The sequence below is a fragment of the Turicimonas muris genome (assembly GCF_002221595.1).
GTDB classification, from domain to species: Bacteria; Pseudomonadota; Gammaproteobacteria; order Burkholderiales; family Burkholderiaceae_F; genus Turicimonas; species Turicimonas muris.
The window spans coordinates 362,399-387,537 of record NZ_NHMP01000002.1 but is presented as its reverse complement, the minus strand read 5'-3'; the positions used below and the strand labels follow the sequence as shown (position 1 = coordinate 387,537).

General features: G+C 44.3%; 16 protein-coding genes. 5 read left to right on the top strand and 11 right to left on the bottom strand.

Annotated elements, in window-relative coordinates; genetic code table 11:
- Positions 1-58 precede the first annotated feature (58 nt).
- On the top strand, positions 59-1,702 hold the full coding sequence (locus ADH67_RS05060) for a formate--tetrahydrofolate ligase (protein WP_066591943.1): 1,644 nt from the start codon (positions 59-61) through the stop codon (positions 1,700-1,702).
- Positions 1,703-1,772: 70 nt separating this feature from the next.
- Here ADH67_RS05060 and ADH67_RS05055 read toward each other — a convergent pair whose 3' ends face one another.
- Positions 1,773-2,543 (bottom strand): metallophosphoesterase, encoded by a 771-nt coding sequence (locus tag ADH67_RS05055; protein WP_066591940.1) that lies wholly within the window; start codon positions 2,541-2,543, stop codon positions 1,773-1,775.
- 216 nt (positions 2,544-2,759) lie between these two features.
- On the opposite strand from ADH67_RS05055, the gene ADH67_RS05050 reads away from it, so the two are divergent.
- A complete protein-coding gene (locus tag ADH67_RS05050; protein WP_201415714.1) occupies positions 2,760-3,596 on the top strand; it encodes a DNA adenine methylase in 837 nt (278 codons plus the stop codon).
- A 182-nt stretch (positions 3,597-3,778) separates the two neighbouring features.
- Here the strand turns inward: ADH67_RS05050 and ADH67_RS05045 are convergent, their stop codons facing one another.
- Positions 3,779-4,705: a histone deacetylase family protein gene (locus tag ADH67_RS05045; protein ID WP_066591929.1), complete on the bottom strand. Its 927-nt coding sequence runs from the start codon at positions 4,703-4,705 to the stop codon at positions 3,779-3,781.
- A 221-nt stretch (positions 4,706-4,926) separates the two neighbouring features.
- On the opposite strand from ADH67_RS05045, the gene mltB reads away from it, so the two are divergent.
- Complete coding sequence (gene mltB / locus ADH67_RS05040; protein WP_066591921.1) at positions 4,927-6,105, top strand: lytic murein transglycosylase B; 1,179 nt, start codon at positions 4,927-4,929, stop codon at positions 6,103-6,105.
- Here mltB and ADH67_RS05035 read toward each other — a convergent pair.
- Both ADH67_RS05035 and ADH67_RS05030 read right to left on the bottom strand, forming a co-directional pair.
- Positions 6,102-6,818 (bottom strand): fumarylacetoacetate hydrolase family protein, encoded by a 717-nt coding sequence (locus tag ADH67_RS05035; protein ID WP_066591919.1) that lies wholly within the window; start codon positions 6,816-6,818, stop codon positions 6,102-6,104. The two genes, mltB and ADH67_RS05035, sit on opposite strands and share 4 nt — an antisense overlap.
- Positions 6,819-6,826: 8 nt before the next feature.
- Entirely contained in the window at positions 6,827-7,414 is a 588-nt protein-coding gene (locus ADH67_RS05030) for a DUF2939 domain-containing protein (protein ID WP_066591917.1), read from the bottom strand.
- Between the two features lie 170 nt (positions 7,415-7,584).
- Between ADH67_RS05030 and ADH67_RS05020 the strand changes: the two genes are divergently transcribed.
- Entirely contained in the window at positions 7,585-9,387 is a 1,803-nt protein-coding gene (locus tag ADH67_RS05020) for an FAD-binding protein (protein WP_066591909.1), read from the top strand.
- Between the two features lie 171 nt (positions 9,388-9,558).
- Positions 9,559-12,795 carry an MFS transporter gene (locus ADH67_RS05015; protein ID WP_066591903.1) on the top strand — a complete coding sequence of 1,079 codons (3,237 nt, stop codon included), beginning with the start codon at positions 9,559-9,561 and terminating at the stop codon, positions 12,793-12,795.
- A gap of 426 nt (positions 12,796-13,221) precedes the next feature.
- Here the strand turns inward: ADH67_RS05015 and ADH67_RS05010 are convergent, their stop codons facing one another.
- The 7 genes from ADH67_RS05010 to ADH67_RS04980 form a co-directional block, all read right to left on the bottom strand.
- On the bottom strand, positions 13,222-15,039 hold the full coding sequence (locus tag ADH67_RS05010) for an IS1634 family transposase (protein ID WP_066591901.1): 1,818 nt from the start codon (positions 15,037-15,039) through the stop codon (positions 13,222-13,224).
- Between the two features lie 189 nt (positions 15,040-15,228).
- Complete coding sequence (locus ADH67_RS05005; RefSeq protein ID WP_236578476.1) at positions 15,229-16,746, bottom strand: efflux transporter outer membrane subunit; 1,518 nt, start codon at positions 16,744-16,746, stop codon at positions 15,229-15,231.
- Positions 16,743-20,225, bottom strand: a complete 3,483-nt coding sequence (locus tag ADH67_RS05000; protein ID WP_066591900.1) for an efflux RND transporter permease subunit — start codon at positions 20,223-20,225, stop codon at positions 16,743-16,745. Before ADH67_RS05000 ends, ADH67_RS05005 begins: the two co-directional genes overlap by 4 nt.
- 15 nt (positions 20,226-20,240) lie before the next feature.
- Entirely contained in the window at positions 20,241-21,608 is a 1,368-nt protein-coding gene (locus tag ADH67_RS04995) for an efflux RND transporter periplasmic adaptor subunit (protein ID WP_066591897.1), read from the bottom strand.
- A 436-nt stretch (positions 21,609-22,044) separates the two neighbouring features.
- The gene (gene purF / locus ADH67_RS04990) at positions 22,045-23,544 is read right to left on the bottom strand and encodes an amidophosphoribosyltransferase (RefSeq protein WP_066591896.1); all 1,500 of its coding nucleotides are present in this window, start codon (positions 23,542-23,544) and stop codon (positions 22,045-22,047) included.
- Between the two features lie 26 nt (positions 23,545-23,570).
- On the bottom strand, positions 23,571-24,059 hold the full coding sequence (locus ADH67_RS04985) for a CvpA family protein (RefSeq protein WP_066591894.1): 489 nt from the start codon (positions 24,057-24,059) through the stop codon (positions 23,571-23,573).
- A gap of 3 nt (positions 24,060-24,062) precedes the next feature.
- Positions 24,063-25,091, bottom strand: a complete 1,029-nt coding sequence (locus ADH67_RS04980) for an SPOR domain-containing protein (RefSeq protein WP_158212625.1) — start codon at positions 25,089-25,091, stop codon at positions 24,063-24,065.
- Between the last annotated feature and the right edge of the window lie 48 nt (positions 25,092-25,139).

Here is a 25,139-nt window from a genome sequence, read left to right as displayed (position 1 = left end):
AGAGTTAGTAAGCTAAAATCACGCACTACCCACCAATGATTCTTCAAGGAACTGTTCAATGCTTACAGATATTGAAATAGCTCAACAAGCGACCCTCATCCCTATTGATCAATTAGCTAAAAAAATTGGCCTGAAAGAAGAAGAATTCATTCCTTACGGCCGTGATAAAGCAAAAGTTGAAATCGATACATCAAACCCTAAAGGCAAACTTATTCTTGTTACGGCAACTTCCGGAATGCCTGCAGGTTCTGGTAAAACAACAACTTCTATTGCCTTAGCTCAAGCTCTTCAAAAATTAGGTGAAAGCGCTTGCTTAGCTTTAAGAGAACCTTCCCTCGGACCATCCTTCGGCATGAAGGGCGGTGCGGCCGGCGGCGGTTATTCTCAGGTTGTTCCGATGGAGTCCATCAATCTCCACTTCACAGGCGATTTCCATGCAATTACAGCAGCCAATAATCTTTTAGCTGCTTTAATTGACAATGCAAAACATCAAGGTCAAGTTGAACTTAAGGAAGTTACTTGGAGACGTGTTCTCGATGTTAATGATCGCTCTTTGAGAGACATCGTTACCGGTCTCGGCGGCTTAGCAAACGGAACACCGGCTCAGACAGGATTTGACATTACTGCTGCCAGTGAACTCATGGCAATTATCTGCTTAGCTGACGGCGAATCTGACCTTCGTGCCAGACTTGATCGCCTAGTTGTCGGTATCAAAAAGGACGGCTCGGCCTACACTTGCGGCGAACTCGGCGCAACCGGTGCTTTAATGGCTTTATTAAAGGACGCTATGCTTCCAAACCTTGTCCAAACATTGGAAGGTGTTCCGGCTTTCGTTCACGGTGGTCCTTTCGCTAATATCGCTCACGGATGCAACTCCGTTGCAGCAACAAGAGCAGCTTTGAAACTTGCTGACTGGGCTATTACAGAAGCAGGCTTCGGCAGCGATTTAGGCGCTGAAAAATTCTATGACATCAAGTGCCGTTTAACAGGTCTTCAACCTGCCGCTACCGTTTTAGTTACCTCTTTGAAAGCTTTGAAGTGGCACGGCGGTGTTGCTCTTCCTGAAATCGGAAAACCGAATATGGAAGCCTTAAAAGCCGGCTTGCCGAACTTGAGAGCTCACATCAAAAATCTTCAGAATTTCGGCCAACAGGTAGTCGTATCTCTCAATCATTTCTTCGGCGATCCGGAAGATGAAATCGAGGTCGTACGCAATGAATGCAAGGCCTTAGGTGCAAAATTTGCTGTCAGCGACGGTTTTGCCAAAGGCGGTGAAGGTGCTGTAGACGTAGCCAAGGAATTAATTGAAGCAGTTAAAGAAGGTTCACAACCTCTCCAGTTTTCTTACAACCTTGACCAGACAGTTCTTGAAAAGATTCAGGAAGTTAATACAAAGGTTTACGGCGGTAAAGATGTTGAATTCTCTCCCGCAGCTCAAAAAGACCTGGCCAAGATTGACGCTTTGGGCTTCAGCAAACTTCCTATCTGCATTGCCAAGACACCATTCTCTCTTTCTCATGAACCTGGCTGGAAAGGTGCTCCGAAGGACTTCACTCTTCCGGTTCAAAGACTTATCCTCAATGCAGGTGCCGGCTTTATCGTTGTTACAACCGGCGCTATTATGAGAATGCCGGGCCTGCCGAAAAAACCGGCAGCCTACTCTATTGACGTTGTTAACGGAAAGTTTGTTGGCTTGAGCTAATGTTATCCAGCTCGGCCTCGCACTGAGCCAACTTGCTGGAAAACTCCAATCTGAAAAAGGTTGGAGTTTTTTAGATTTCTAAATGCAGTGGTTTAAAAGACCGGTTATTAGCATTGTAATAACCGAACGAATGTTCTAACACCTTGGCCTGTCCGATGTGAATGACATCAGACTCATGGCAATGCCCGAATACCCACGCCTTAATCTGAGGATTATCCAAAATAATGTCTTCAAGAGACGTACAGAAGCAGCTCTTAATAGGACTTTGGGACCAACGCTCGGTTGTTTGGTAAGTCGGGGCATGGTGAGTCAAAATCAAAGTCTTCTGATCAGCAAATTTGTCTATCTGTTTCTTTAAATTTTCTAACTCTAAGTTATACAGAGCCTTATATTGTTCCAATGAAAATTTCTTGATGGCTTTGAAATCATTCAATGCGGCCTGAATAAGAACTTCATAGACAGGGTCCAGCTCCGACCACAAAGTACCTCCGATAACTACAGTGTCATCGATAATGATTTCATTCGGCTCGCTCAGACTAAGAAAATGAATATTAGGAGCGTTATATCTTTCGGACCAATACTTCCAAGGAGATTCGGTATTAAGATCAAATCCCCAATAATCATGATTGCCGAGAATACAGGCAACCTTTTCATATTTCTTTTTTACCAAATCAAAGAAATAGGAGGAATAAAAATCACTCTGGAAACCTACATCACCGCCAATCAGCAAATTAGGTGCTGTCGGATTTTCAAAGACAGAGTCTATAAACTCTAACCCTTTATCTCCCGTACCGGTTAGGTGGTCTAAATGAATATCAGAAATGATGTCAAAGCTAGGCATCTTAAAACCGAACTCCTAAGTGTTTATACCTAGGTATTTTTAAACTATAACGTTCCTTTTGACAAGAGTGTGAAGCTTTTTGAGTACACAAAATATTTACTTATTAAGTAAAAGACAATTTAGGAGCAGTATCTGAAGAAAAGTTTGCAGAGGTAGTTTTTTATGAATTGCATTAATATCTACGTAGAGAAATGCAATTTTTGGAAAGGAATAAGGGTGTCAACAAAAGTCATGTCACCTGTGCTCAAATGGGCCGGCGGGAAGACACAACTTTTAGAAGAGTTAATGTCTAAAGTTCCGCAAACTTACAATACGTACTTTGAGCCGTTTATCGGTGCAGGGGCATTTTTTTTATCGCTCAAACCAAAAAGTGCGGTCATCAACGATACGAATGAGCAACTGATTAATCTTTATCAACAATTAAAGCATAGTCCCTCAGAAATAATTTCTATTGTGAGCTCATTGGATGAAGTTGCTTGTGATAAGAACTACTACTACAAGATTAGAGAGAGGTATAACCAGAAAATTACATCAAAGGAGTTAGATCCGGAATGTGCCGCTCTCATGATATGGATTAACAAACATTGTTTTAATGGGTTGTATAGGGTCAATAGCCAAGGTTTCTTCAATGTTCCTTACAATAACAAAGTGACTGGTAAATCCTTAGACAAAGATAATGTAGAAGCGATTTCTCGATTCCTTAAGGAACAGAATGTAACGATATTATGTTCCGATTTCGAAAATGCCTGCAAAAAAGTTAGTCCAGGCGATTTTGTCTATTTGGATAGTCCGTACGTTCCAGAAAGCAGTTCTGCTGACTTTACTGACTATACGAAGACTGGATTTTCTTATGAAGATCACGATCGTTTAGCCGACCTTTTTGTTCGCTTAGACAAACTTGGGGCCTATGTAATGCTCTCAAACAACGATGTTCCCTTAGTGAGGGAACTTTATAGAGAATACAACATTGAGCCCTTAGAAGTTAAACGGCTTATCAATAGAAACGCCGCAAAGAGATCCGGAAAAGAAGTGATAGTCACTAATTATCAATAATTGAATTTTCAATGGCTCTTTTCCAAAACTGAAGCCATATTATTAAGAAAAAAGCATCGAACTATATCTTAGAAAGTCTTTTGCGGCGTTAGAGCTGACATGCCAGGAAAGCATAGAAGGCGTCATACACCCGCTTTCTTTACTTGCCCCGTAAATCCACTCCAATCAAAGATCAAACAAATCTAGGAGGCTAGTTGTCTGACAAAGGAAACACTGCTTCTGGACAGAGAAGACATGGAATATCCGCCTTCAAGGCAAGCGACCACACCTTTGCAGTCAGGCAGTGTTTCCATCACGTTCACCAAACGGCGACCTAAAAATGCATAATCCTTCTCAATCATGAGTAATTGGGCCTGATCTTCTTCACGATGAGCATCAAATCCGGCCGACACTAAAATCAGCTGCGGCTGATAGTCTGTTAAAGCCGGGAACCAAACCTCATCCATCGTCTTACGGAGAGCCTCTCCTTCGGTGCCTTCCTCAAACGCTGAATAAATCGCATTGGAAGGACAATGATGCAAGTGAGCATAGGGATACAAAGCATTTTGGAATCCGTCCAAAATCAAAACATCTTCCCTCCCTCCTAGGATGTCGGAAGTACCATCTCCATGATGAACATCAAAGTCAACAACAGCAACACGTTTCAAGTGATAGACGCCCAATGCATGCAAAGCAGCTATAGCAATATTGTTAAGAAAGCAGAAACCTCCGGAATGATCCCGATATGCATGGTGTCCGGGCGGACGGACCGCGCAGAAAGCTCGTTGAAACCTTCCTTCCATAACACCGTCGACGGCAGCACATGCAGCCCCCGCCGCAAATTGAGCCGCTTCCCATGTGTATGGATTCATCGCCGTATCTTCATTAATGACCGTTACTCCCTCTTGCGGAGACATACGGGATAAATACTGGATGTAGTCAGGATCATGCGCAGATAACATATCAGAGAGGGAAACTCTGACGGCCGTATGCTTTTCAATGTAATCATCAGCACCTGAGGCAAACATAAGCTCATTGATTTTCTCTAACCGTGCCGGAGATTCCGGATTCATATCTCCCATTTTGTGCTTCAGAAAAGCCTCATGAGTAAAGAATGCTGTTTTAGCCATAAATGTTAATCTTCTTCGCTTTTTAAGAATTCTAGCAAGCTCACGCCTTCCTCCCACAAATATATGCCCGCAACATTAAGGAACACTATGTTATGGTTTATACCATGTATTTAGTGTTCTAACGACTATAATCCAACCAATGTAATTGTCTCATCGTCTATTTGATTTATTGTCTGCTGTACAAGAATGATTTAGGCTAGAGTAATTGGAGGTAATGTTATATGTTTAGACGCCCATTACTATTAGCTGGAGTTGTCTCTTTATCTGTCTTTTCCGGACTGGCGCTTGCTCAGTCTATGTCTTCTACTTCAGCGGAAAAGGCTATGCGCTACAGCGAACGTCCGGACGTGAAGAAATTCATTGCCGATGTCAGCCGCAGAAGAGGCCTGGACAGTGAATGGATGGCTGAAGTTCTTGACCAGGCAACATATCAGCCCAAAATCGAACGGCTCATGACTCCGAAGAAGTTTAAACCCGGCACAAGGGACTCTCGGCGTGACTGGGAAAAATACAGAGCCATATTCCTCGGACGCGATAGACTAAATCTTGGTGCCCGATTCTGGAAAGAAAACCGAGCAACTCTAGAGCGAGCAAAAAAAGAATTCGGAGTGGATCCAGCGGTTATCGTTGGGATTATTGGGGTTGAAACCCGCTACGGTGAAAACACAGGATCCTGGAAGGTTTTGGACTCCCTTGTTACCCTAAGCTTTGATTACAAGCGCAGAGCTGACTTCTTCAAAAAAGAATTAGAAGAGTATCTAGTCTTTATTAACAACAATCAATTTAAACCTCGGGAGATTTTAGGATCTTACGCAGGTGCCGTAGGACTGCCGCAGTTCATGCCCTCCTCTATTAAAAGATTTGGAGTAGATTTTGACGGCGACGGTAAAATTGATATCAACAACTCCGCAGCGGATACCATTGGTTCCATTGCCAACTATTTGTCCAAACATGGTTGGATTGAAGGCGCACCAATGGTAATGCAAGCTGATATTTCGGAAGAAAATGCCAAACGTTTCGGCGGCGGTACAGCTGCGAAGTACCGTTGGCAGACACTCCAGAACAATGGAGTTAAACCTGCTGCGGGAGTAAAAGCCGAACCATCCGATCTTCCGGTCTTTATTGTCGATTTTCCTTTCTATCCCGCTGGCTCAAACGACTCAAAGAAACTTTATCGAGTTGGAACGAAGAATTTCACTTCTGTATTGAGATACAACAGCAGCTATTTCTATGCAGGCGCCGTTGCGGAATTAGGGACCGCTATTGCGGCACTGGTTGGCGAGACAGGGCTCATTGACGGAACCCCTATCCTTCCAAGCAAATACGATATAGAACTTGATCCGACCGGAAAAGGATTAAAACCGGATCAAATTCAAGTAAAAGTCACTCCGGTAAGTTAAGGTCTTGGTGTAATCAAGCCTCGGAATGTCCCGACACCGTTAACTCCTCCTTCAAAGGACTGTCCAGCCTCAATAGGGCCGCTTCCTTTTGGAGAGCCTGTGTATATTAAGTCTCCGGCCATCAAGCGGAAATTCTTAGAAAGCTCGTTAATGATTTCAGGGATCTTCCAAATCATCTCTTTGGTATTGCCTCTTTGGCGTTCCTGATTATTAACATAGAGCCAAAGGACGGCTTCGTCCATATCCGGCATTCTATGTTTATCTCGAATTTCAGAAATAACCGCAGAAGCATCAAATCCTTTAGCTAGTTCCCATGGCTGACGATGCTCCCTAAGAATATTCTGCCAATCTCTCTTGGTAAAATCTATTCCCGCTCCGTAGCCATAAATGTAATCATCTGCTTCCGCAACAGAAATCTCTCCGGCTTCCGGAGCATTCTTGCCGATAGCAATTACCAGTTCAACTTCCAAGCAAAGGTTTTCCGTATTTCTTGCATAAGGAATCTCAATTGACTTCCCTTCTCTGCAAACTTGAACGGCATCGGCCGGCTTAGCAAAGAAGAACGGTCTTTCTCTTCCTTCAGCACCGACTTCTTTGACATGATCCCAGTAATTAGCTCCGATGCAATAAACACGGTTAATTGGAAAATAAATATCCTTTTCTCCCCAAATAGGAACGGCAGGAACGACGTTTTGAGCAAACAAAAATGGCATAACTTCAATTAATTAAATTTGAACGGCAGAAGAATGTTATTAACCTTCCAATCAAAAAAGCCTTCTCTTACAAGAGAAACTTCAATTTTATCGTTCTCCTTTTGATTAGGTCTAATGATTGCAAAAAATTGGTTGGTATTGTCTCCGTAATTCAAAGACCAAGTAACGTTAGAAGGAGATTTTTTCTGAGTGTTGGTTTGCTTGGCGCTCGTGGATTCTTCTTTCAGTTTGAATTCTTTCTTTATCGTTTGCAGCGTGTTTGCACCGGAAAACAAATCTTCGATGCCTTCAGGCGTCACATATTGATCGACAAGGTTATCGATTGCTTCATAAGAAAATGCTTGAATGACCTGATTTATTGGTTTTTGTTGTTTTTCCGCAAACTGCATCTCCACTTGATTCGTTAATTGATTTTTTAGATTTGTCCTTAAACTATCAAAATCAATATAAGAGTCAATGACTTCTTGATTCCTATCTGCAAGAGCTTGTTTGATTGAATAAACCGCCCAGTACGGAGAGCCCAAATAGCAAAACATGAACATACCCACCGCCAGCAGAAGGAACATCCACCCCCATGTCTTTTTAATAAAATTCATATTTCACCCCGTTTTTTTTTTCAATCATATTCGGAAAGATTTGCAGTCGAATTCCTCCAAGCGAAAATTGAGAATAGAACTGAAATTTGGCTTTGTAAGGGTTTGCATCAATAGTAACAACCTTATGGTTGATTACAATCAGAAACGTTTTATACCCATCAGGAGAAAACATGAGACCCACAAAGTTATTGATCGCTACGGCCGTCTCTTTCGCTTTAGCAGCAACTGTACAAGCTGCAGCAAAAGACGGCACATATGAAGGAACTGCAAACGGCAAAAACGGCCCATTGACAGTTCAAGTTGTGATCAAAAACAGCAAAATCGCTTCAGTCAAAGTATTGAAGAGCGGTGAAACTGCCATGGTATCCGATGCTGCCATGGAAAGAGTTCCTGCAGAAATCGTCAAAACTCAATCGCTCAGAGTCGATAATGTCGCAGGAGCAACATTGACAAGCATGGCTATTCAAGCTGCAGCTACAAACGCAGTTAAGGCTGCAGGCGGACAACCTTCCGAATACTACAAAAAGCCTGTTAAGAAACAGCCAAGCGGCATGGAAGTCACCTACAAAACTGACGTTGTCGTCGTCGGCTCCGGAGCTTCAGGTATGGCGGCTGCCGTACGTGCACAGCTTAACGGCCTCCCAACAATCCTTATCGAAAAAATGCCGACTCTCGGTGGCGATACTATTTTGAATGCCGGTACTCTTATCGCTACAGGTTCTCGCTATCAGAAAGAAGTCATGAAGGAAATGAAAGACTCTCCTGAATTGGCATTCAAAGACATCATGAAAGTCGGTAAGAACAAGAACGACCCTGTTCTCGTCAATATGGTTACCCATAAAGTCGGCGGTGTTGTTGATTGGCTTATCGATGATTTGAAGATCCCTTATGGCCCGGCAGCAACCCAGTACCCTGACCACTCTGCCGAAAGACAACTCGGTGTTCAGGGTCGTTCCCCGAACTTCATTAAGACAATGGCTTCCATCTTGACTGATCATGGCGGCAAGATTTTAATGGAAACAAAAGCCACTAAACTTATCTATAAAGATCACCGCGTTCGCGGCGTTGAAGCTGTTAACGCAGCCGGTGACGAAATCAAGATTTACGCCAAAGACACAATTCTTGCTTCCGGCGGTTTCGGTGCCAACACCAAGATGCTTCCTCCGACTCTCAAGGGATTCCTCTTCTATGGTTTGGACAGCGATGCCGGCCAAGGTTACGAAATGGCTCGCAAGATTGGTGCTAAAGACATTAACATGGACTTAGTCAAGGTCTATCCGCAAGGCGTTGAAACAACACCTAACCACGGTTTAGCCGCTACAGCCAGCTCTACAGCCACTATCAATGACACAGGTGCTATTTACGTCAACAGCGACGGCAAACGCATCATTAATGAAAGAGCGTCTTTGGGCGAATTGACAGATATCACAGTCGCTCAGAAAGACAAGATCATGTACTTAGTCATGGACGCCAACGGCTACAAGCGTTATCTTTCTAAGAGCTTGGAAGATAAGTTAGTGCCGGATGAAGCCGAACTACGCAAATGGCTGAAGATCGTCAACAACGGCAAACCGGTGATGGTTGAATCCGACTCCTTGGCTAAAGCCGCAGATGTTATGGGCATCAATGCTAAGAACTTGGAAGCCACAGTTGCCGAATGGAACAAGATGGCGGAAGCCGGAAAAGATACTCAGTTCGGTCGCAAAGATCCGAAAGAATTGATCAAGGCTCCATACTACATCGTTGAACAGAAACCTCGTTTTGCTACTACATTAGGCGGCTTAAAAGCTAATGCCAAGATGCAGATTATTGGCAAGAACGGCAAACCAATTCCTGGCCTTTACGGCGCAGGCTGCGTTGTCGGTGGTGCTAACGGTGCAGACTCCATGACAGCCATGATGAACTCCTGGGCTATTATTTCCGGTGTCGAAGCTGCTGACGCTATTACAGCATCTTTGAAGAAAAACAAATAATAAAAAAGTAAACTCCTAAGCAAAAAAGGGTAAAGGATCGGGTCCGTCCCGGTCCTTTTTTTATTTGGAACTCCTTGCTAACCTTTTGTTTTCGTCGGTGAAATCCCTTTCGGAAATTTGGCTCCCAACGTGCTCGGGTACAATAAAAACATTAATAAAAAGAGAAGAAAAATGCACGCCTCTATCCAATTTGATAAAAAAGACAGAGAACTATTAAAAATGATTAATGACGTGTTGGACAATGGTCTTACAACGTCAGAAGAAAAAGAAGTCTTGTCAACTTCTCTCCATCCTCACGGCATCCAAAACATGGTGGACACACACGAAGTCAGGATGGCTTTGGCCGTGATTAATCTTTTGGAAAGATTGGGAAACAATGAGGGTTCGAGAGAACGTTTAGCTGCCTTAAAAACTTTGCACAACGAAGTTGTCTACAGTGCTCAGACTTCGTTTAAGTTCAATACCTCACGTGTCCTCATTCAGATAATGAAAGAGCTTGTGAGAGCTCGCGGAAATGTTGAAGAACAGTTAAAGCTTATCCATGACTTTCAGAAGGCAGCTGCCGGTAATCCAAGAATTGTCCGTCACTATCTGACCAAGTATTTCTTGTTGGAAATGCCGGAAGAATGGAACCAAAAGACTCTGGATGATCACGTTCATGATTCCTCTACCCGCGGCAGAAAGAATCCTACCTACCTCGTCATGGATGCCAGAGTCAAAGGCATCAGAAGATTGTCTGTGGTCTATTACAACTTTATTGATCCGAATGTCGCCTTTGAATTGATGGAAGCCGCTTCCATCATGGGTATTACCGTACGCATCGGAATCAAACTCAAAGCAGTACATAACGGAAAATATCTTGAATTTATTTGGACGCCTAGAGGATTTACTGGGCCTCACAGCATAATAGAGTTTCTACAGGATCCAAAAACCAGAGTTTTCTTAGAAAAAGGAAGAAAAGCGGAAGAATGGGCCTCCAAACAGGTTATTAAAACACTTCATCACTTTAACCAAGTCCACGTCCCCTCAATTTGCGCTGAGTACAAACTTCCTGAATTTTCGCTAGATGAACAGAAGTTCATGAACTTCATAGCAAGTTCCCAAATATCCTTGGTGCACTTGGCAGAATTTGCCCATATTTCTCTCCTCCCTTTGCTTACAGCAAAGGCAGATGCAATCAAAAAAGAAATGGAAACAGCAGATGAAGAGAAAAGGAAACAGCTTCGGGAGGAACTAGATAAACTCGATGCACTTTCCCCACAGACAATTTATCTGCGCTGGGTGCATCCTAAACAAAATCCCAACATTCCTAACTTAATTGTTCCACAGGACGACGACAGGCCCGACTTCCTCAAATATACGATTGAAGAGTTCTTGTGCGCTCTCAAAAAGCTTCGTCCCAATTCACGAGTCACTCTCCTCACCTCTTTCTTAGAGGCCAAGGACGTACTTGAACTTTTATGGGATAACAAGGGATTAATTACCCACTTAGAAGTCTTCAATCTTAAAGATTGGCTGAATGGCAGACTCACTCATTTGGAAGAGATTAATGATCTTCAAGTCGCCATAAATCAAAAAAACGTTCTAAAAATCAAACATATTATTCTCAAACTTCTACAGAGAGACGATGTCAAGAATGATGCTCAGTTGTTTGCAAAGCTCAACGAAATCCTTCAAAACATTCCCAAGCTGATTAACTTCTACAGCAAAGAAGCCCTTGGAAGCCGTTTCGGCACCGACTCTACAAACTCACTTGGCACCCGATTCGGAATGGGCTTGGCAGTGCCGGAGACTCTTCCTAGAAGTGCTCAAAAACTCATCGGTAAGAAAGGAAAACTCAACCCGATAAAACTCCCGTTGAATGTTCCCCTCTCCTTCTCCGACATTTATGAAGAACCGCTTCATCAGTCCAAACTGCAAAAATGGATTAGACACTCTATGGGCTGGCTTTGTTTCGGATTAAAAAGAAGGAGAGATTGGAAAGCCAGTTACGCAAATACCTATATTTCTGGTGAGGGCAATATCATCACATTAGGCGGAAGAACTGAACCCTTAAAAAATGGTTTTGTGCCCAATGAATCAAAAGAAACCAAAACAGAAACCAGAGGCGCTTCTTTCTCCTATATGAACACAACTCTTCTCAATGTAATTAAAGTTACTTTGGGATTCTTGCCGGCGTTTCTTACCTTCATGCTTACACAGAACTGGTGGGTCCTTGCTTGGTTCGGTGCTTTAATTTGGTTCAGCATTACGGGTATTCGGAATATTATCCAAGCGATTATCTCCGGAGGCGGATTCCAAAAAGGTGCTCGTATTGACTGGAGGCAGCTGATTAATTGGTCACGCATTAGTGACTCTCTAATGTACACTGGTCTGTCAGTTGTACTGCTGGAAGGCTTTACAAGAAACGTTGTGTTAGGCCACATTCTCGGCATCACGGTTGATAAAGCACCCTTGCTCGTTTTCTCAATCATTGCACTGGCTAACGGACTATATATTTCTTCGCACAATATTTTCCGAGGCTTTCCTAAAACCGCTGTCGTAGGAAACCTTTTCCGCAGCATTTTAGCCATTCCGGTAGCCATGGTATATAACGTGATTCTTGCCATGATTCTTCCGGTGATTACCGGTATGCCAGCTGCCGCTATCTTGGTTCCGGCTGCCGCCATCGTTTCCAAGTTCGCTTCAGATACCGTGGCAGGCGTCATCGAAAGCTTTGCCGACAGAAGAAATAACTACAGACTAAGAACAAGCGACTTTTCAATGGCCGTTAGTTCCTTATTCTCATGTTTCACTCATCTGGAGCTGTCTTTTCCGGAGAAAGACATTCTTCAGCTCATGAAGAAACCGTCAGAATTCGTCCGAATGCTATCAGCTAAAGCTCCTTCGCTGGAAATAGAGTGCTTCATCATCTCTCTGGACTTGATGTACATGTGGTACTACCAGCCATGTGCAAGACAGGCTTTCTTAACCCAGTTGAAAAGAATGACACCGGAAGAAAGATTGATTTACGTCCGATTCCAGCGGCTCTTGTCCGAGTATAAAGAAGTCTCTCGTCTCTTCCTCTCAGGAATGTTAGGCAACAATTTTTCTCATGCTCTAGCTTTCTATCTGGATAATTACAAAGATTACCTCCGCTCGATCGATGAAATCCGCTTAACTCTAGATAGCAAAGAAATATCCACCTCAGAAAGTTCAACTCAACAATTACTTTCTGAGAAGTCAAAAGCATTCTTAGCGGAAGTCAAAGTGACTTTTAACAGAGCTCTCTTCTTCATTAAAGATTGCCGTATTAAAGCCAATTATTTAATTCAGAAAGTCTCCAATAAGGAACCGTACAGAACAAATCTGGAGACCGAGAATGGTGAGATAACTGAAATCAAAGATAAAGATTCGGCTTCAAGATAACCATACTTTTTACATTGCGCCTCTTCTGCTAGTCCGAAGAGGCTTTTTTGTTGTCGAAAATTTCTCCTACTCCCAACCATGAATGATAAATATTTAATTTATTTTCAAATAGTTATAGCCGAAATCTAACTTAACAATTTTTTCAATTTTAGTTTGAATTACTATTCCAAAAGGAATACTCTACTAACGTCGTAGAAGCAGTTACTTATCGTCGTTTCAGAGAAGAGAAGCGGCGTTTTGGCAAATCAAACGGTAGTGAGTCAAGAATTTTTTCCTCCTATGTCTATTTTGACTCCTGGTCAACCGCATCTTGCCTCTCCGGATCTGTATCGGATCCGGAGAATTTTTTTCCTTCCGATTCTTGTTTGACTGAAATATTGCGTCCGTTAGAGTATCTATGGGAGGGCCTTCCTCCCATGGTTCGGGCTACAGTTCATCGTCATCGTATTCATCAGCCTCATCATCGTAATCCATTTCTCTTTCCGGCTCAGAATCTGGTACGCTAACTCCGAGAGCTTCAAATAGCTTTCTGCGCTTCCCAGCAATTTCTCCGAAGTAATAACCTGCTTGGAACTTTGTCTGCATAATGTTGTTTAAACTCTCGAGCACTGTTCCGTCAGAATCGTAAATGAGAGCTGGTCCATCAGACTTTCTGCACTCCTCAGAATACTTTTTCAGCCTTGCTCTTACTACCATAGCAATAGAGGCAGCCAAGAATTGCACAAAGATTTTTCCGTTTAAAGATTCATTGTCTGAGACTCTGTTGCGAGAGCATCCTAAGCGGGACTTTAAAGTCTTAAAGGTGTCTTCGACTTTCCAGCGCTCTTGATATGCGCACCAGGCCTTGCGGGCATCGGATATTTCATTGCTGACCAGAACTCTGTAACCCTTATATCTGAGCTTTTCATCAACCTTTTTATTATTGATGGTATAGCTTACGGGTGTATCTTCGTCGGTGCTTTCTGCTTTTTCAAAAACTTCTTCGAACAAAGTTTGTTCATTCTCGTCAAGGCTCTCTTTCTTATGAAGCTTTTCTTGAATTTTTCCTATTCTTTCAAAAAGACCCTGAGTGACTTTTTCGGCAATTTGCTTATCGAAGTAGATATGCCAGTAAAGCGTTGCCACGTCCCGCGTATTCTTGCTTGGCCTCTTTCTTGGAACCGGTTGTCTCTCATAGCTCCATTCAATTTTTTTTGTTATCTGGAACGCTTCGGTGTACCAATCTCGTTTGTTCAGATCTCTAAGGTTGGACATCTCTTCATCTATCACTTCTTGAGTGAGGCTGTCTTTTACACCGCACTTCATATTGAAGAGCAAGCCAACATCATTCCTTAAACAATCGTTGATGTTTTTATTGCTGCTGTAGCCTTTATCTGAGACCAGCACTACATCTGTCAGTTTCAGTCTGGAGTTGTCGGCAATAACTCTTCTTACGGTCTGAGCGTCAGGAACATTGCCGTCATAGTGTCTATAAAAAAGAGGAAGTCCAGTTTTAGAATCGACGAGCATTAATAAATTGATTTGAGGCAAATTATCTTCGTCCTTGTTTCTGCCTCGGACAACATTCGGAAGTTTTTCGGAGTAGCTCGATATAGATGTTGAGTCCAGTGCCAGTGTAAGTTTATCGGTGTCGTTTGCTTTGATTTTTTGTTCCAGCAAACCTTTTTGGACCTCCGTAAAGTAATTTTCAATCTGTTGGCTTTTTATTCGTCTAAAAATTCTTCCGATGGTTGATGCATGAAGAGCACCGGGCCAAGGTAAACGGGTTGTTTCAGCAAAATTCGGATACCGAGAAATATTGTTGTTTTCATTAAGAATTATGAAATAAACAATGGAAAGAGTCTTTAGATAGTCTCGTTTCTGAGGAAAGGCCTTCTTCAGAGCCGGACCTATCGGGGTGCTGCTGACAATTTGGTCTAACGCCCAGGTCGCCCCAGCATGTAATTGCTTGATGCCGAGGACTTGCTTGAGGCTAAGGCCAGTCTCTTTTTCCAGAGGTTCGAATACGTAGCCTTTAGCCTTTCTTTCACAAATAAAGTTTCTTAGCTCCGGACGCTCTTCTAAAAATTTTTCATCCCAGCGGATGCGTCCTTCTTTTTGACCGGACACCACCGTTCCGACTTTTTTAAATTCAACACGCTCGCTTCTAGCTTTTTCGCTGTTCCACTTGTTCTTGTAGGTGTAAACGTAGAAAGCAGAGGGGCTTTTCTTAATAATCAGCGGAGGTAGTTTCGGTGTGCTCATGATCTCATAAATTATCTATTTGGGTCATCCGATTTATCACAAAAAATCAACGAAAGCAACTGAAAATAAAGAATTTTTTAGGATTTTTAAAAGTTAGGTATTCTAGAAATGCAATTTTTCAGGTTTGAGCGAGACGAATTACAAAAGGTCACGCCCTCAGCATGACCTCTTATTTCTTAACAATGAGTTTTACATTAAGGAGTTTTCTTCTCTTTCTTCAGGAGATGCTTCTTGGATTTCTTTCTTCAGTTGCTCTTCTCTTTCCAAATCTGCAATTGCTTGTCTTTCCTCTTGGAGAGCTAAATCAATCCATCCGCCGCCTAAAGATTGATAAATCGATGCAATAGAGCTTAATGTATTGGCTCTAACCTGGGCGAGCTGAAGCTGCTGAGGAAGCAGAGATTGCTCAGCCTGCAATACGGTAAAGTAGCCGGTGTAACCTTCTTGATACTGTGCAGTTGCCAATCTCTTGTACTCCTTCAAACTAGCCACCAAGCCAGTTCTATCTTTAAGCTCTTGTAGAGCCTTCTGGCGTTTGCTCAGAGCGTTATCAACGTCGGCAAAGGCTTGTGACACTGCTAAACGATAAGCTGCCACTAACCCTTTTTGCTGAGCTTCTGCTTGTTTCACACCTGCTTCCACAGCACCCCAGTGGAAAATAGGACCGGTTATGTTTCCGCCGACAGACCAAACCCTTGAAGGAGATTTAATCAAATCGTGAAGTTCTTCACTAGAGAATCCCAAACCGCCGGAAAGAGAGATTGACGGAAAATACATCGCCCTCGCAGCTCCGATATCCGCATTTGCCGCCTTAAGATTTTCTTCGGCCTCAACAATATCCGGACGTTCAGTCAGCAGTTTGCTCGGAATCCCCTTTCCTATTGCCGGAACCTTCAAAGCTCTTAACCTCTTGAACTTGGGCATATCACCTACGTCTACGCCGGTCAGAATAGAAAGAGAGTTCATGAGCTCAACTCTGGACTGCTGCAAAACTGGGATCTCAACTTTAGCGCTCTGCCACTGACTCTTTGCCTGTGCAACTTCCATGTCAGATACATTGCCATGAGTAGCACGAACTTTGAACAGGCTATAGGTCTGATAATAACTGTTGGCTGTCTCTTTTGCGACTTCAAGCTGTTCGTCTACCGTCAAAATGCTGAGATAAGTAGTGACGACAGACGTAATGACCGAGGATAACGCAGCCTTATGAGCGGCTTCCATAGATCTTAGAGTCGCCGTAGCACTTTCAGTTTTCCTGCGGATTTTGCCCCACAGGTCGATTTCCCATGATGCACTAGCCAAGACTTCTTTCGTACTGAAAGGTTTCCCTTGGAGCGCTTCACCCATAGCAGTGTTGATACTCTGGCGCTGACGCATCGCATCGCCCTGATAATTCAACTGCGGGAACAAATCTGCTCTGGCAACGGTAACTGCAGCAGCAGCTTTCTCTACGTTCGACATAGTCTGCTGCAGCGTTCTGTTGTTTTTAATAGCGCTTGATACAAGAGCATCAATCGCTGGATCTTGATACTGAGTCCACCAGCGTGCAGTCAGCCACTGAGCATTATCCTCAACTTCTTTGCTGATCTGCCTGTATTCCAGAGGAACATCCAACGTTGGTCTCTTGTAGTCCGGTCCTACCGTGCAACCGCTCAGCGCAATCACACCGGCCAATGACATCAATGCGATTAATCTAATTTTCATCATTTATCCTTGTTTTCCTGAACGGTTGATGAAGGTTTTCCTGCAGAATCCGGGTCTTTGAAGGAAGGTTCTGTTTTCTCGGAATCTTCCGGCTTTTTCACATCCTTAGCGGAAGTCTTTTCCGGAGTGGCAGGAACTGTGTCAACATCTCCTCCAGGGACACCGTAATCAGCATCTCTAATAGTTGCTGGGTTAAAGCCCGGAGAATTGGTAATTGTGACCTGGCCTTCCGGAGAAACTGCGACGGTAGCCTTCGGATCGAACAAACTTCCGTCCCTTCTTAAGATGGCACGGCGCAGTTTTTCAGTCATGGAAATGCCGCGCTTAGACAGCTTAGCGGCTGTCTTAATGGCAGATTTGCCGCCTCTCTTTTCAGCCCAACCTTCAAACCAAATATAGAAAATTGGGACAAAGAGCAACGCCAAAGAGGAAACGCCAATCATGCCGCCGACAATACCCGTACCGATAGAATGTCTTGAAGCAGCGCCGGCACCTGTAGCTAAAGCCAACGGAAGAGTACCGCCGATAAAAGCTAGAGAGGTCATGATAATCGGACGGAAACGAATCTCACCGGCGTCAATAGCTGCAGTCAGAAGATCCAAGCCTTTATTTCTCAGTTCAACAGCGAATTCAACAATCAAAATAGCGTTCTTCGCCGCCAAGCCAATCATGACCAGCATACCGATTTGGAAGTAAACGTCGTTGTCTAATCCTCGCATCCAAGTTGCAAGCAACGCACCGATAACGCCGAATGGAACTGCCAGAATGACTGAGCCCGGAAGTGCCCAGCTTTCATACTGAGCTGCCAGCACTAAGAATACGAGAAGCAAACCGAATCCGAATACAATTGCAGACGATGAACCTGCAGATTGCTGTTCATAGCTGATGCCGGTCCACCCGTATTTGTATCCCATTGGCAGAACCTGATCGGCAACCTCTTCCATAGCAGCCATACCTTGTCCCGAAGAATACCCTGGGGCTGTATTACCGATAATCTGAGCTGCCGGGAATCCGTTGTAGTGAGGCAGCAGCGTCGGACCGTTAGTATATTCAGTTGTAATAACTGAGGACAGCGGAATCATATCCCCGCTGGCATTTCTAACATAGAGTTTGCCGACGTCGTCCGGTTTTACTCGGAATTCGGGAGCAGACTGGACAATAACGAACCATACTCGAGAATACTGACTAAACTGGCTGACAATGGCACTGCCGAACTGAGCCTGTAATGTGTCGAACACATCAGCAGATGTCAGACCAAGCAACTGGGCTTTGTCTCGGTCGTAGTTAATCTTAAGCTGCTGGTTAGCCGCAGAATAAGTAGAGGTCAAACCGGTCAGTTCCGGACGCTTCTTGGCCTCTTGTAGATACTTATCTAAAACTTCCTGAAGCTGTTTAGCCGATCCGCCCGCGGTATCAGAGATCCAGAATTCAAAACCGCCCGTATTGCCTAAGCCCGGAATGGCGGGAGGATTCAACGGAACAACCAAACCGTCAAGCTGTGAGGTCATACCGATTCTGGCAAGTTCTGCGACAATAGCATCTGAACTCTCTTTACGCGCTGTCTCAGAATTCTTATAACGGTCTGAGAACGGCTTCAAAGTCATGAAAAATGTACCGGCACTTGTTTTGAAACCGCCGTCGATCAAGGAGAAGCCAGAAATGGCGTTAGATGTTTGTACACCTGGAACATCCTTAATATTGTTTTCTATCTTTTCCAAAACCGATGTGGTTCTTTCCAAGCTTGAAGAGTTCGGCATGATAATGGCAGCCATCACATAACCCTGGTCTTCAGCCGGAACGAAACTTGTCGGCACCACACGGAACATCTGGTAAATGCCCAAGAAGATAATGGCCATACATGCCAAAACGATCATAGTGTGACGGAACAAGGCTTTAGTCCACCCTCCATAAGCTTTGGTAATTCTGATAAAGAATTTATTGAACCAATGGAAGAAACCCTTTGTGGGAGCTTGTCTGTGAGTAAGCAACGCAGCACAAAGTGCAGGAGTCAGGGTCAACGCCACAAAACCGGAAATCGTCACGGAGATGGCGATGGTAATAGCGAACTGCTTGTACAGCATCCCGGTCGTCCCTCCCATGAAAGCAGCAGGTACGAAAACGCTGGCCAGCACTAACACTGTTGCTATGATAGGTCCGGAAACTTCGGCCATAGCGGTTTCAGTTGCGTCGATCGGGTTCATGGCGAAATCGCTCATGTTGCGTTCGACGTTTTCCACCACCACAATGGCATCGTCAACCACCAATCCAATTGCCAGCACCAACCCGAATAACGTCAGAATGTTGATGGAGAAGTCCAGAAGCAGCATCCCGATAAATGTGCCGGTCAAAGCCACTACGATGGCGGAACACGCAATAGCTGTTGATTTGAAGCTCTGAAGGAACAAGTAAATAACGGCGACAACGAGCAAAACCGCTTCGAATAAGGTCTTAATAACTTCGTCAATAGAAATTCTGACGAAATCGGTGGTATCTACAGCGATCTTGTAGTCGATACCGTCGGGGAACTGACTCTTCAGATTTTCGAGTGCTTTGTACACACCGTCTGCCACATCCAAAGCATTTGCCCCCGGCTGTGAGTAAATAGCAATAAAAGTAGTCGGCAAGCCGTTCATGTTAGTGTTGACTTGATAGCTCTTCATGCCTAAAGAGACATCCGCTACGTCTTTAACTCTAACAATTGCGCTTCCTTCGCTTTCGCTTCTGACAACGATGTTTTCATAGCCGGAAACATCGGTTGAAGGAGAAGGAGCAATAATAGGGAAAGTTTGAACTGTTTCCGGTTCGGATGGAGATGCACCAACATTGCCGGCAGCGAATCTTTGGTTTTCCGTTCTGACGGCAGTCGCAACATCCGTAGTTGTAATGCCTAAAGAAGCCATTCTGTCCGGATTCAGCCAAATTCTCATGGCTTGGTCAGCAGTACCCATCACCTGGGACTGACCCGCTCCCGGCACTCTCTTCAGCGCATCGAGAACATAGACATTGGCATAGTTGTTAATGTAGTCACGGGTATAACGGCCGTCGGTGCCGTAAATACCGACCAACATCAAAATAGAATCAGAACGCTTTTCAACCGTCAAACCGTTGGTGATAACGCTTTCCGGCAAATTCGGCTGTGCAATATTGACACGGTTCTGAACCTGAACCTGCGCCATGTCAGGATCGGTTCCGATAGCAAAATAAACGGTAATGGCACATGCACCTGAGGACGAGCTTGAACTCGTCATATAAATCATGTTGTCCACACCGTTAATCTGTGTTTCGATTGGTGCAGCAACCGTCTGGGCCACGGTTTCTGCATCGGCACCGGGATAAACACCGGTTACCATAATTTGAACCGGACTCATATTCGGATATTGTTCCACCGGAAGCTCTTTCATCGAAAGCAACCCGGCGAGCACAATCACGATCGAAACAACGATCGCAAATATCGGCCGTTTAATAAAGAAATTAGAAAACATACTCTCCTCCTAGATCTACTTCTTGGTTGGAGAAGGTGCAGCTTTATCCTCGATTTCTTTCTCAGGAGCAGCTTTCACGGGATTCTTAGATGGGGTGCTTGAAGAAGAAATCAAATTACCGGTTAAAGGATCCGTTTGAATCAGTTGATCGGGATCCTGCACGAATTCAGGCATATTCTTTGCAACCTGATCCTGCATGGGGCGACTAACTTTTTCTTGCTTCGTGCTCTGAACGATCGTGACAGGAGCATCCGGACCAAGAGTCAAGACACCCTCGGTAACCACCTTGTCTCCAGCTTCCAGCCCGTTTGTAATCAGCCAGTTACTGCCGATCCAAGAACCGACGGTAACAGGACGGTATTGCGCTCTGCCTTCTGAATTGATAACCCAAACAAAATGTCCTTTTCCGCCTTGCTGGACGGCAATTTGAGGAACAATGATAGAGTTTGGATACGTGGCGCCCTTCACGATCAACCGGACATACTGCTGAGGTTTCAGGACATTATCCGGATTCGGGAAAGAAGCTCTAATTTCAAAAGTACCTGTATTCGGATTGTAATCTGGACTGGCAAAAGTCAAGCGGCCGGGATATTTATAAATCTGGCCGCCGGCCAATTCAACTTCCGCAATAAACTTGTTATTTGCCGGCACTTTCATGATCCCGTCGGCAACTTCCTTACTCAGTTTTGCTTCCTGATTTTCCGACATAGAGAAAGTCACCCACATCGGCGACATAGCATATACAGTCGTCAGATGGGAATTGCCCGTGTTGATGTATGTTCCGTCAGTCTGCAACGCAGATCCTGCATAACCGCTGACTGGGGAAGTAATGGTACAGTAGGAAAGGTTAAGTTTCGCCGACTCTACTTGTGCCTGTGCGTTTGCAATCTGAGCAAGTGTCGTTTGGAACTGGCCTTCAGCGCTGTCTAAATCAGACTGGCTTAAAGCTTTTAACTTAGCCAAAGGACGAATGCGGTCTAAGTTCTGCTTTGCAACCAAATGGGCAGCTTTACTGGAATCCAAGGCTGCCTCAGCTTCTTTGAGCTGTACTTCAAACGGCTGTTTATCCAGAACAAAAAGAACTTGACCTTTCTGGACCATTCCGCCTTCTCGATAAAGTCTTTTATCTAAAAAGCCGGAAATACGGCTGTAAATCTCAACTGCGCGAGAACTTTCCGTTTTAGCAACGAAACTTAGATCCGCAGGTACGTCTTGCCGGATTACTTCTACAACTTGCACCGGTGATGCTCTATGACTCTCTGTTTGAGCTTTTTTGTCATCGCATCCGACCAGACCGGCTGCAACAATTACTGTCATTCCAAAAAGAGCGAGTTGTCTTCTATATTCTTTCACAATAACACCGCCTTTAAACGTAGGGCCCATCCGCCCCTTTGTAACAATTATGTTAATTATTTCTCATAATGTCCTTACTTCCCTTGGAGATACACCATAATGGTCAACACAGAATTCCATTCAATTATTAATTATTTGAAAAGTAACGCTTTATTCACAGCATAAATACGCACCCAAAAACAGGAGGTTCTCAACCTTCAAAAAGTGTAGAACGCGAACTTTTTACCCGATCAAAAACACCAAAAAGTTTTGCGGTTTTCTAAAGAAATAAAAATTAGGACGTTGAGTTCTAAGTGTTTTATGAACAATGAAATTGACCTCAGGACTCGTGAGAACTTAGACGGGCTCTTCTGCAAATTAGGCGTCCAGCAGGCGCTGACTAGGAGAACAGACTTTTTTCTCCATGCTTCGTGAAAAGAAAAGGCGCCGGATTTTCTCCAAACGCCTTTGATACTTTTATGAAAGTCTATTCTTCTCTTTCAGCTTTCTTCTTCGCTTCCTTGGCTGCTTTTCTTTGGCCTTCGATGAAGTTCAGATAAGCAGGAGAGACATCACCGGTAACGTATCTTCCATCAAAACAAGAGCAATCAAAATCAGGAACTGCGGGATTCAAACCGCCGACGGCTTCTCTCATTCCTTCAATTGTTTGATAAACCAAAGCATCCGCTCCGATTTCTTTTCTGATGGATTCAACATCCTTACCGTTGCCGGCAATCAACTCATTTGTGGTCGGCATGTCAATGCCGTATACGTTCGGGAAACGAACCGGTGGCGCACCGCTGGCAACATAAACCTTTCTGGCACCACTCTGACGGGCCATTTTCACAATTTCTGTGATTGTCGTTCCGCGTACGATGGAATCATCAACAAGAAGAACTCTTTTATCCTTGAATTCAACCGGCATTGCATTGAGCTTCTGGCGAACGCTCTTCTTGCGGATTGCCTGACCCGGCATAATGAAGGTGCGACCAACATAACGGTTCTTAATGAAACCTTCACGATATTCCAGTCCCAAAACCTTAGCTAACTGAGCAGCCGCAGGCCTGGAAGAGTCCGGAATCGGCATTACAACGTCGATTTCATCCAATGGAATCGTCTTCTTAATTTCTTCCGCTAATTTTTCTCCAAGACGAAGTCTTGCTGCATAAACGGAAATGCCGTCAATCGTAGAGTCCGGACGAGCAAGATAAACATACTCAAAAATGCACGGAGCCATTGTGACTTCTTCAGCACACTGCCTGGAATGAAAGTTGCCTTTTTCATCAATCCAAATAGCTTCGCCTGGTTCAACGTCGCGAAGAAGCTTAAATTCGCTGCCTTCGAGGGCAACGGATTCGCTGGCCACCATGTACTCCGTGGTTCCGTCTTCGGCCGTGTTAGTACCGATGCATAAAGGACGTAGACCGTGTGGATCACGGAAGGCAACCAACCCATGACCGGAAATCATGCACACAACGGCATAAGAACCTTTGAGTCTCTTGTGCATGGACTTAATTGCATCAAAAAGACAATCTTCATCAAGATGCTTGCCTTGAGTTGCTAATTGAAGTTCATTGGCAAAAACATTGAGCAATACTTCCGAATCGCTGGTGGTGTTGATATGACGGCGATCGTGATCGTAAAGCTCCCACAACAGGGTCTCTGCGTTGGTGAGATTGCCGTTATGAGCCATCACCAGGCCATAAGGAGCGTTCACATAGAATGGTTGAGATTCGTTGTTAGAACCTGCATTGCCTTGTGTAGGATAGCGAACTTGACCGATACCACAGTTGCCGAACAAATCACGCATGTTTCTGGTCCTGAATACATCACGAACCAGACCCATGGCTTTATGCATATGAAATGTTCGGCCTTCAACGGTACAAATGCCGGCCGCATCCTGTCCTCTATGCTGTAAGAGCAGTAATGCATCGTAAAGTCTCTGATTAACAGGACTTGATGAATACAGGGCAACAATGCCGCACATACTTTTCTCCGAGATTAAGGATTAAATTATTTCTGTAAGTTAAACAATTCCTTAGGGATATACGGAGAGAAAAGAACAATACCTTTCTCCACGTAGGGAACCAAGTTCGAGTCTTTCCACCAAATCTGTTTGGATACGAACTCCGTCGAACCTCCCAAATAGACTAACAATCCTACGATCAAGACTCCCCTTAAAAAACCGAACAGACACCCTAAAAGTCTGTCCTCTGCCCCAATTGAAATTGAGGACAAAATATGTCTCAGAAGCTTACCAATCAGGCCTGCAGCAAAAACGCAGGCAATGACGATAAGAACCACTGCTAAAAACATCTTCAGCATCGGTCCTACTGTTTCCAGAGGCAGCATCTGAGCAACATCTCCCGCATAATACAAAGAGACAAAAAATGCCGCGACCCAACCAATCAGTGCAAAAATTTCCCTCACCATTCCGCGGGAAACTCCGATGATCGTCGAGATGAGAATAATTACGGCTAAAACCCAGTCGAGTTCACTCATAGATTATTTAATTTGACCAACTTTTCCTGTTAATCCTAACAGACCAACACGAGCTCTTGCATCCTCAGCAGCTTTGCTGGTCGGGAAGTTACCAGCTCGAACACGCCAAATTTTACCGTTCTTAACGGCAACCGGCTCAATATATCCCGGAATGCCTGCCCCTTGAATCTTCTTCAACAGTTCTTTGGCGCGTGCTTCGTTAGAAATAGCTGCAACCTGAACATAATAACTGCCTTTCGCTGCAACTGCAGGTTTTGCAGTTTCCTGAGACTTAGCCTTCGGCTGATCTTTCTTAGCATCCTGCTTTTTAGCTTCACTCTTTTCAGGTTTCTGCTGACTCTTATCTGCTTTTTGTGGAGTTTTCTCGTCTTTCTTGCTTGCTTGAGCAGGAGGGTTTTGCTTAGAAGAAGCAGGCTTCGCAGTCGCAGCATCAGTTGCGGGAGCAGGCCTAGCCGCATTGTCCTGAGAAGAAGGAACCACGGAGGAGTTTACAGCAGCTGAACTGCCAGGAACCTGAATGCTGGCCACATCCACACTATCTTGGCTCGGTATTCTAAGTGGAATAGTTACTGTCGGAGGTGGAGGCTCCTTATCAAATAAGAAGGGGACTGTAACCACAACTAAAGCTAAAAGCATTACCGCACCGATAAGTCTGCGGCGCGCTCGAATTCTTTTAATCTGTCTGTATTGTTCTTGAGAAGAATTGATTTGTTCCGATGTCTCCTTGCTCGGCTTCTGCTCAGGGAAAACCTTTCTTGGAGTCGGGATGAATTCTTTAGGTGCTGACAGAGGCACTTCCTGAGAAGGAGAAGCCGGCGGCACGGGAGGCTTCGCAGTATCTCCTCTGGGGCCGGAAGAAAGAAAACTAGTCTCGGATTTGGATTCAGAAAAAGCAGGTTGATTTTGAGTTTCAGCTGGACTGGTCCTCAGAATCTGAGTAGTTGAATTTAGAGGGTTTTTGGGCTGGTTAAAACCAGGTTCCCTACCTGCAAATTCTTTATTGACGACGTCGTTGTTAAGACTTCTGCTCATCCCCGGTTCTTCATGAGTTTGTGGCTCCTCGGGCTTTTTGCTGAATTT

Excerpts from the sequence above, each read along its gene's own strand:
- ADH67_RS05060 (WP_066591943.1), top strand. The coding sequence starts at position 59 with ATGCTTACAGATATTGAAATAGCTCAACAAGCGACCCTCATCCCTATT.
- ADH67_RS05055 (WP_066591940.1), bottom strand. The coding sequence starts at position 2,543 with ATGCCTAGCTTTGACATCATTTCTGATATTCATTTAGACCACCTAACC.
- ADH67_RS05045 (WP_066591929.1), bottom strand. The coding sequence starts at position 4,705 with ATGGCTAAAACAGCATTCTTTACTCATGAGGCTTTTCTGAAGCACAAA.
- mltB (WP_066591921.1), top strand. The coding sequence starts at position 4,927 with ATGTTTAGACGCCCATTACTATTAGCTGGAGTTGTCTCTTTATCTGTC.
- ADH67_RS05035 (WP_066591919.1), bottom strand. The coding sequence starts at position 6,818 with ATGCCATTTTTGTTTGCTCAAAACGTCGTTCCTGCCGTTCCTATTTGG.
- ADH67_RS05030 (WP_066591917.1), bottom strand. The coding sequence starts at position 7,414 with ATGAATTTTATTAAAAAGACATGGGGGTGGATGTTCCTTCTGCTGGCG.
- ADH67_RS05020 (WP_066591909.1), top strand. The coding sequence starts at position 7,585 with ATGAGACCCACAAAGTTATTGATCGCTACGGCCGTCTCTTTCGCTTTA.
- ADH67_RS05015 (WP_066591903.1), top strand. The coding sequence starts at position 9,559 with ATGCACGCCTCTATCCAATTTGATAAAAAAGACAGAGAACTATTAAAA.
- ADH67_RS05010 (WP_066591901.1), bottom strand. The coding sequence starts at position 15,039 with ATGAGCACACCGAAACTACCTCCGCTGATTATTAAGAAAAGCCCCTCT.
- ADH67_RS05005 (WP_236578476.1), bottom strand. The coding sequence starts at position 16,746 with ATGATGAAAATTAGATTAATCGCATTGATGTCATTGGCCGGTGTGATT.
- ADH67_RS05000 (WP_066591900.1), bottom strand. The coding sequence starts at position 20,225 with ATGTTTTCTAATTTCTTTATTAAACGGCCGATATTTGCGATCGTTGTT.
- ADH67_RS04995 (WP_066591897.1), bottom strand. The coding sequence starts at position 21,608 with ATGGGCCCTACGTTTAAAGGCGGTGTTATTGTGAAAGAATATAGAAGA.
- purF (WP_066591896.1), bottom strand. The coding sequence starts at position 23,544 with ATGTGCGGCATTGTTGCCCTGTATTCATCAAGTCCTGTTAATCAGAGA.
- ADH67_RS04985 (WP_066591894.1), bottom strand. The coding sequence starts at position 24,059 with ATGAGTGAACTCGACTGGGTTTTAGCCGTAATTATTCTCATCTCGACG.
- ADH67_RS04980 (WP_158212625.1), bottom strand. The coding sequence starts at position 25,091 with ATGAGCAGAAGTCTTAACAACGACGTCGTCAATAAAGAATTTGCAGGT.